Below are 6697 nucleotides of genomic sequence, written 5' to 3' on the forward strand. Positions count from 1 at the left end.
CGCCCCGGGGGGGGGGGGGGGGGGTGTGCCGCGGGGGGGGGGGGGGGGCCCGCCGCCCCGGGCCCCGCCGGGGGGGGGGGCCCCGGGGGGCCCCCCCCCCCCGGGGCCACTGCTACGGAACTCAGGCAGCGACGACCGCGATGTCCAGGTTGGCCTGGACGTCGGAGTGCAGCTTGACCGAGACCTTGTGGGTGCCCACGGTCTTGATCGGCGAGGCGATCGCGACGGCGCGCTTGTCGACCGACGGGCCGCCGGCGGCCTTGATGGCCTCGACGACGTCGGCCTGGGTCACCGAGCCGAACAGACGGCCGGCCTCGCCGGAGCGAACGGCCAGCTTGACCTGGACGCCCTCCAGCTTGCCCTTGACGTCGTTGGCGGCGTCGAGGGTCTGGATCTCGTGGATCTTGCGGGCGCGACGGATGGCGTCGACGTCCTTCTGACCGCCCTTGGTCCAGCGGATGGCGTAGCCACGCGGGACCAGGTAGTTGCGGGCGTAGCCGTCCTTGACCTCGACGACCTCGCCGGCGGAGCCGAGACCCGGCACCTCGTGCGTGAGGATGATCTTCATTACTCGGTCACCCTCTCTTAGCGCGCGGTGCTGGTGTAGGGCAGCAGCGCCATCTCACGGCTGTTCTTCACGGCCGTGGCGACGTCACGCTGGTGCTGGGTGCAGTTGCCGGTGACCCGGCGGGCACGGATCTTGCCGCGGTCGGAGATGTACTTCCGCAGCAGGTTCGTGTCCTTGTAGTCAACGTAGTTGACCTTGTCCTTGCAGAAGACGCAAACCTTCTTCTTCGGCTTGCGAGCAGGCGGCTTCGCCATTGTGTGCTCCATTTGGGGTTCACGGCCCGGCGGGCGTCCGGGGACGCCGACGGCCGGGCCGCACGAAATCTGTCAGCTCTTAGAACGGGGGCTCTTCCGAGTAGCCGCCGCCACCACCACCGGACGGGGCACCCCAGCCGCCGCCCTGGTTTCCACCGGACGGGGCGCTGGAGGCCCAGGGGTCCTCGGAGGGGCCGGACTGGCCGCCGGAGTTTCCACCCCAGCTGCCGCCCTGCTGGCCGCCGCCGCCACCCCAGTTGCCGCCGCCCTGCTGGCCGCCGCCCTGCTGGCCGCCGAAGCCGCCACCGGGGCCGCCGGGACCACCGGACCGGTTGGCCCGGGTGACCTTGGCGGTCGCCGAGCGCAGGCTCGGGCCGACCTCGTCGACCTCGACCTCGAAGACCGTCCGCTTCTCGCCTTCCTTGGTCTCGTAAGACCGCTGGCGCAGTCGGCCCTGCACGATGACGCGCATGCCGCGCTGCAGCGACTCGGCCACGTTCTCCGCCGGCTGCCGCCAGACGTTGCACGTGAGGAAGAGGCTCTCGCCGTCCTTCCACTCGTTCGTCTGACGGTCGAAGGTGCGGGGGGTGGACGCGATGCGGAACTTCGCGACCGCCGCACCCGACGGGGTGAAGCGCAGCTCGGGGTCGTCGACGAGATTGCCGACGAGGGTGATGACGGTCTCGCCTGCCATGGTGGTGATGACCTCTCGGGAAGATGTCCGTTCACCGCTGTTTCACGTGAAACAGCGGTCGCGAGCTACCCGAGACCCGAAGGCCTCAGAGGTGGCTCAGTGGGTGTCCGGGCGCAGGACCTTGGTCCGCAGAACCGACTCGCTCAGGCCCATCTGGCGGTCGAGCTCCTTGACGACCTCAGGCGTGGCCTTCAGGTCGATGACCGAGTAGATGCCCTCGGACTGCTTGTTGATCTCGTAAGCCAGACGGCGACGACCCCAGGTGTCGACCTTCTCCACCTTGCCGCCCGCGTTGCGGACGACCGTGAGGAAGTTCTCGATCAGGGGGGAGACAGCGCGCTCCTCGACCGAGGGGTCGAGGATGACCATCACCTCGTAGTGACGCATGGGTAACCCACCTCCTTTGGACTCAGCGGCCACGGTCTCTCCGTGGCAGGAGGGTTGTGCGTAGCGTCGGCACCGGCGCGGTGACGACTCCGGCCCACCGTAGCGGCCGGGTCCGACAGTCGGCCCCGCCCGCCCGCAGGGGCGTCGCCCGGAAGAGGGCGCAAGGGGGCACAACTACACCAGTGCAGACGGCACAGCCTACCCGCACCCGTACGGCCGAACAAAACGCATAGGGGTTGTGAGAGCGGCCCAAGCGCCGCAATCTGGACGGAACGGGATTCCTGCCCGTTCGTCTCCACGCCTGGAGGTGGGACCAATGGCCCAGTCCGTCCACCGCATGCCCGCGCTCACGCTGAACACCGACGGCCATCCGCACCCCCGCGAGAACACCCTGGTGGCGCTCACCGCCGTCCTGGGCGTGATCGCCTTCACCACCTCGTTCTTCTACGACCTCCACCTGCTGACCTCGTGGACCGGCTTGGCCGGCGTCGTCACGGGGTTCTGGGGCGTGTTCGTCTCGGTCACCACCGCCGAGCGCTTCGTCCTGATGGTCTCGCTCGGCGCCTCCGCGGTCGGCTTCTACCTCGGCATCGCCCGCGGCGGCCTCTGGGGCTGATCCGCCCGGGCCCGCTCCGGCCCCCAGGAACCCTCGGCGCCCCCGTCGCGTATCTGCAAGGAGACAGGTACCGCGACGGGGGCGCCGTCGTGCCCGCCGCGACGGGCGCCCGGACCCCGGACGATAAGGTCAGCCCGAGAACCTGGGGCCCACCGCAGCCCGACCGACGAGGAGCACCGAGCAATGAGCCTGCGCCTGAGGACGATCACCCGCGAGGAGCACCTCGCCTTCATCAGGAGCCGCGCCTCGGCCAGCCACATGCAGGTGCCGTCGTGGGGCGACGTGAAGGCGGAGTGGCGGTCCGAGTCGATCGGCTGGTTCGACGACGCCAACCAGCTCGTCGGCGCCGGCCTGGTGCTCTACCGCCAGCTGCCCAAGCTCAAGCGCTACCTGGCCTACCTGCCCGAGGGCCCGGTCATCGACTGGTTCGACCGCGACCTCGACCGCTGGCTCTCCCCGATGCTGGCGCACCTGAAGTCGCAGGGCGCGTTCTCGGTGAAGATGGGCCCGCCGGTGGTCATCCGCCGCTGGAACGCCCCCACCATCAAGGAGGCCATCGCCGCCAAGCAGGCCAAGCGGCTGCGCGACGTCGAGGCCGACTGGTACGAGCCGCGCGCCTTCGAGGTGGCCGACCGGCTGCGCAAGGCCGGCTGGCTGCAGGGCGAGGACGGCGGCGCCGGCTTCGGCGACGTCCAGCCCCGCTACGTCTTCCAGGTGCCGCTGGCCAACCGCTCGCTGGACGACATCCACAAGAACTTCAACCAGCTGTGGCGCCGCAACATCAAGAAGGCCGAGAAGAGCGGCGTCGAGGTGTACCAGGGCGGCTACGACGAGCTGCCGATCTTCCACCAGCTCTACCTGGTGACCGCCGAGCGCGACCGCTTCACCCCGCGCCCGCTGTCCTACTTCCAGCGGATGTGGAAGGCCCTCACCGCCGAGGACCAGAACCGCATGCGGCTCTACATCGCCTACCACGACGGCGAGCCGCTGGCCGCCACCACGATGCTCGTGGTCGGCGAGCACGTCTGGTACTCCTACGGCGCCTCGGCCAACCACAAGCGCGAGGTCAAGCCGTCCAACGCCATCCAGTGGCGGATGATGCGCGACTCCTACGCCCTCGGCGGCGGGGTGTACGACCTGCGCGGCATCAGTGACACCCTGGACGAGAACGACCACCTGTTCGGTCTGATCCAGTTCAAGGTCGGCACCGGCGGCCAGGCGGCCGAGTACCTCGGCGAGTGGGACTTCCCGCTCAACAAGCTGCTGCACAAGGCCCTCGACCTCTACATGTCCCGCCGCTGAGGAGGCTGACCCGATGACGCTGTCGCTCTACCTCGACACCGAACGCTGGCGCACCCACCAGCGCTCCGTCCTCGCCGAGTTCCCCGGCCTGGTGCCGGTCGCCAAGGGGAACGGCTACGGCCTGGGCAACCACCGGCTGGCCGAGGAGGCGACGCTGCTGGGCACCGGTGTGCTCGCCGTCGGTACCGCGTACGAGGCCGCCGACGTCGCCGAGTGGTACGGCGGCGAGCTGCTGGTGCTCACCCCCTACCGGGTCGGCGAGGAGGTCCTGCCGCTGCCGCACGCCCGGGTGATCCGCACGGTGGCGAGCGTGGCCGCGCTGCGGACGCTGCACGGCACCCGGGTGGTGCTGGAGTGCATGACCACCATGCGCCGCCACGGCGTGAGCGCCGCCGACCTGAGCACCGTCGCCGCCGAGCTGGACGGCGTCAGCTTCGAGGGCCTGGCGCTGCACCTGCCGATGGACCGGCCGGACGGCTCCAGCCCGGTCGAGGAGGTCGCGTACTGGGTGGACACCGCCCGCGCGGCCGGCATCCCGGTGCACACCGTGTTCGTCAGCCACCTCGGCGCGGCCGGCATGGAGCAGCTGGCCCAGCGCTACCCGGGGACGGTATTCCGGGCCCGGATCGGCACCCGGCTCTGGCTGGGCGACCACGCCGCGCTGGAGGTCCGCGCCACCGTCCTGGACGTCACCCCGCTGAAGAAGGGCGACCGCTACGGCTACCGCCAGCACCCGGCGCCGGCCGACGGCCACATCCTGGTGGTCGCCGGCGGCACCGCGCACGGCATCGGCCTGGAGGCGCCCAAGTACGTGCAGAGCATGGCCTCGCGGGCCAAGGGCATCGCCCGGGCCGGGCTGGCGACCGTCAACAAGACCAAGTCGCCGTTCCACTGGGCCGGCAAGCAGCTCTGGTTCGCCGAGCCGCCGCACATGCAGGTCTCGCTGCTCTTCCTGGACGGCGAGACCGAGCCCCCGGCGATCGGCGAGGAGCTCGGTCTCCAGGTCCGCCACACCACCACGCACTTCGACCGCGTGGTGGACCGCTAGGCCCAGGTCCTCGTGGCGGACCCCAGGACCCGTCGGACGTGACGGGTCACGGCTTGTCGGCCGGCTCCAGCAGTTCCGGCTCTCCCAGCCACTGCTCAGAGCCGGCCGGCGCGTACGCGGCGTAGGTCTCCTCCTCGCGCAGCCGCCGGGCGGTGCCCAGCACGAACACGTCCGGGGCGTGGTCGAGCACCCCGCCGGAGGGGTCGTCGCTGCCGTCCCAGCGGACCGGGTCGCGGTCCGGGTGCAGGACGTCGCGCACGACCAGGGCGACCAGGTAGAGCGTGCCGATCAGGTGCAGCCCGATCGCGAAGTGGTACCAGGCCTCGCCGATCCCGTGCTGCTTGGGCCCGGTGACGAAGCCCAGGTGGGACCAGATGCCCAGGGTGTAGAGCACCTCGCAGGCCTGCCAGACCAGGAAGTCCCGCCAGCGCGGCCGGGCCAGCACCACGAGCGGCAGCAGCCAGAGCGCGTACTGCGGCGAGTACACCTTGTTGACCAGCACGAACAGCGCGACCACCAGGAAGGCCAGCTGCACCAGGCGCGGGCGGCGCGGCGCGGAGAGCCCGAGCCACGCTATGGCCAGGCAGCCCAGCACCATCAGCACCCCGATGTAGAGGTCGAGGTCGGCCAGCCCCACGCCGCGGGTCTGCATCAGGATCAGCCAGAACGAGCCGTAGTCCTCGCCGCGGTGCTTGCTGAACACGTAGAAGGTCGACCAGCCCTGCCAGTTGGCGAGCATGATCGGCAGGTTGACCACCAGCCAGGCGCCCACCGCGCCGCCCAGCGCCACCCGGAACTCGCGCCACTTGCCGGCCCGCCAGCAGAGCACCAGCAGCGGGCCGAGCAGCAGCAGGGGGTAGAGCTTGGCGGCGGTGGCCAGCCCGATGAAGACGCCGGCCCAGCCCGGCCGGGAGCGGGACCACCAGGCCACCGCCACGGCGGCCAGCGCGACCGCGAGCAGGTCCCAGTTGACCGTGCCGTTGAGCAGCAGGACGGGCGCGAGCGCGAACATCAGCGCGTCCCAGGGGCGGCGTCGGTGGGTGCGGGTGAGCGCCACCACCGCGACCACCGCGCAGGCCATCAGCAGCCCCGCGTTGACCGCCCAGAACCACTGCTCCTGGTTCTGCTGGTTGCCCCCGCCGGGCGTCAGCCAGGCCGCGACCTGCATGAACAGGCCGGTCAGCACCGGGTACTCCAGGTACTGCAGGTCCCCCGACGAGCCCGGGATGCGGTCCACGTACGGGTGCAGCCCGGACGCGAAGCCGCGTCCGGAGAACAGGTGCGGGATGTCGCTGTAGCAGGCGTGGATGTACTGCGGCGAGCCCGGCTGGAACCAGGCCTGCTCGTAGCAGGGCAGCTTCTGCACCATGCCGAGCACCGAGACCACGATCACCGCGAGCGCCAGGAAGCGCGCCGGGATCCACCAGGAGACGCCGAGCAACGCCCTGCGCCCGGGAGGCCCGCCGAACACCTCGCTGCCGGCCGCCGCCACCGGGTCCTCGTCGGCCGGGACGACCACGGTGTTGACCGGCGGGGCGGCCGTGGCGCCGGCTGCCGGGGTGGGCCCTGCGGCGGCGCCGGGCCCTGTCGGCCCGGCGGTTTCGTCACGATCGCTCGACGTCATGCCGGACATCCTGCCGCACCATTCCCGCCGGGACGAGGAGGACCCCGCCACGGTCTGCGGGGGTCCGGAGCGGCCGGGTCCGCGAACCGTGACGAAAACGGCGGTGGGGGGCCGCCCCGGGGGGGCCCCCCCCCCCCCGGGGGGGGTCGTCAGGGAGAGACCCCCCCCCCGGCGGGGGGGGTGGGGGGGGGGGTGGGGTAGAGG

Annotated in this window: 8 protein-coding genes; 3 read left to right on the forward strand and 5 right to left on the reverse strand. The window is 71.4% G+C overall.

From position 1 onward, the window contains the following. Positions 1 to 121 precede the first annotated feature (121 nt). The 4 genes from rplI to rpsF form a co-directional block, all read right to left on the reverse strand. Entirely contained in the window at positions 122 to 568 is a 447-nt protein-coding gene (gene rplI / locus ACFV0O_RS06445; protein WP_380337118.1) for a 50S ribosomal protein L9, read from the reverse strand. A gap of 17 nt (positions 569 to 585) precedes the next feature. Continuing rightward, positions 586 to 822 (reverse strand): 30S ribosomal protein S18, encoded by a 237-nt coding sequence (gene rpsR, locus ACFV0O_RS06450; protein WP_030059640.1) that lies wholly within the window; start codon positions 820 to 822, stop codon positions 586 to 588. Positions 823 to 901: 79 nt separating this feature from the next. Continuing rightward, the gene (locus ACFV0O_RS06455; RefSeq protein ID WP_380337121.1) at positions 902 to 1516 is read right to left on the reverse strand and encodes a single-stranded DNA-binding protein; all 615 of its coding nucleotides are present in this window, start codon (positions 1514 to 1516) and stop codon (positions 902 to 904) included. A 96-nt stretch (positions 1517 to 1612) separates the two neighbouring features. Then, positions 1613 to 1903, reverse strand: a complete 291-nt coding sequence (gene rpsF, locus ACFV0O_RS06460) for a 30S ribosomal protein S6 (RefSeq protein ID WP_063348486.1) — start codon at positions 1901 to 1903, stop codon at positions 1613 to 1615. Positions 1904 to 2219: 316 nt separating this feature from the next. Here rpsF and ACFV0O_RS06465 point away from each other — a divergent pair, with 316 nt between their 5' ends. From ACFV0O_RS06465 to ACFV0O_RS06475, 3 genes are all read left to right on the forward strand, one after another. Beyond that, positions 2220 to 2519 (forward strand): hypothetical protein, encoded by a 300-nt coding sequence (locus tag ACFV0O_RS06465; protein WP_380337124.1) that lies wholly within the window; start codon positions 2220 to 2222, stop codon positions 2517 to 2519. Between the two features lie 183 nt (positions 2520 to 2702). Then, positions 2703 to 3821, forward strand: a complete 1119-nt coding sequence (locus tag ACFV0O_RS06470; RefSeq protein WP_360260042.1) for a peptidoglycan bridge formation glycyltransferase FemA/FemB family protein — start codon at positions 2703 to 2705, stop codon at positions 3819 to 3821. Positions 3822 to 3834: 13 nt separating this feature from the next. Further along, positions 3835 to 4869: an alanine racemase gene (locus ACFV0O_RS06475; protein ID WP_360260039.1), complete on the forward strand. Its 1035-nt coding sequence runs from the start codon at positions 3835 to 3837 to the stop codon at positions 4867 to 4869. A gap of 46 nt (positions 4870 to 4915) precedes the next feature. Here ACFV0O_RS06475 and ACFV0O_RS06480 read toward each other — a convergent pair whose 3' ends face one another. Then, positions 4916 to 6493, reverse strand: a complete 1578-nt coding sequence (locus ACFV0O_RS06480; RefSeq protein WP_380337128.1) for a glycosyltransferase family 87 protein — start codon at positions 6491 to 6493, stop codon at positions 4916 to 4918. Positions 6494 to 6697: the final 204 nt, after the last annotated feature.

It is taken from the genome of Kitasatospora sp. NPDC059577 (genome assembly GCF_042735475.1).
Taxonomy (GTDB): Bacteria; Actinomycetota; Actinomycetes; order Streptomycetales; family Streptomycetaceae; genus Kitasatospora.

What these genes read in the sequence shown, in the direction of transcription:
- rplI (WP_380337118.1), bottom strand. Translation starts at nt 568, where the DNA reads ATGAAGATCATCCTCACGCACGAGGTGCCGGGTCTCGGCTCCGCCGGC.
- rpsF (WP_063348486.1), bottom strand. Translation starts at nt 1,903, where the DNA reads ATGCGTCACTACGAGGTGATGGTCATCCTCGACCCCTCGGTCGAGGAG.
- ACFV0O_RS06470 (WP_360260042.1), top strand. Translation starts at nt 2,703, where the DNA reads ATGAGCCTGCGCCTGAGGACGATCACCCGCGAGGAGCACCTCGCCTTC.
- rpsR (WP_030059640.1), bottom strand. Translation starts at nt 822, where the DNA reads ATGGCGAAGCCGCCTGCTCGCAAGCCGAAGAAGAAGGTTTGCGTCTTC.
- ACFV0O_RS06475 (WP_360260039.1), top strand. Translation starts at nt 3,835, where the DNA reads ATGACGCTGTCGCTCTACCTCGACACCGAACGCTGGCGCACCCACCAG.
- ACFV0O_RS06465 (WP_380337124.1), top strand. Translation starts at nt 2,220, where the DNA reads ATGGCCCAGTCCGTCCACCGCATGCCCGCGCTCACGCTGAACACCGAC.
- ACFV0O_RS06480 (WP_380337128.1), bottom strand. Translation starts at nt 6,493, where the DNA reads ATGACGTCGAGCGATCGTGACGAAACCGCCGGGCCGACAGGGCCCGGC.
- ACFV0O_RS06455 (WP_380337121.1), bottom strand. Translation starts at nt 1,516, where the DNA reads ATGGCAGGCGAGACCGTCATCACCCTCGTCGGCAATCTCGTCGACGAC.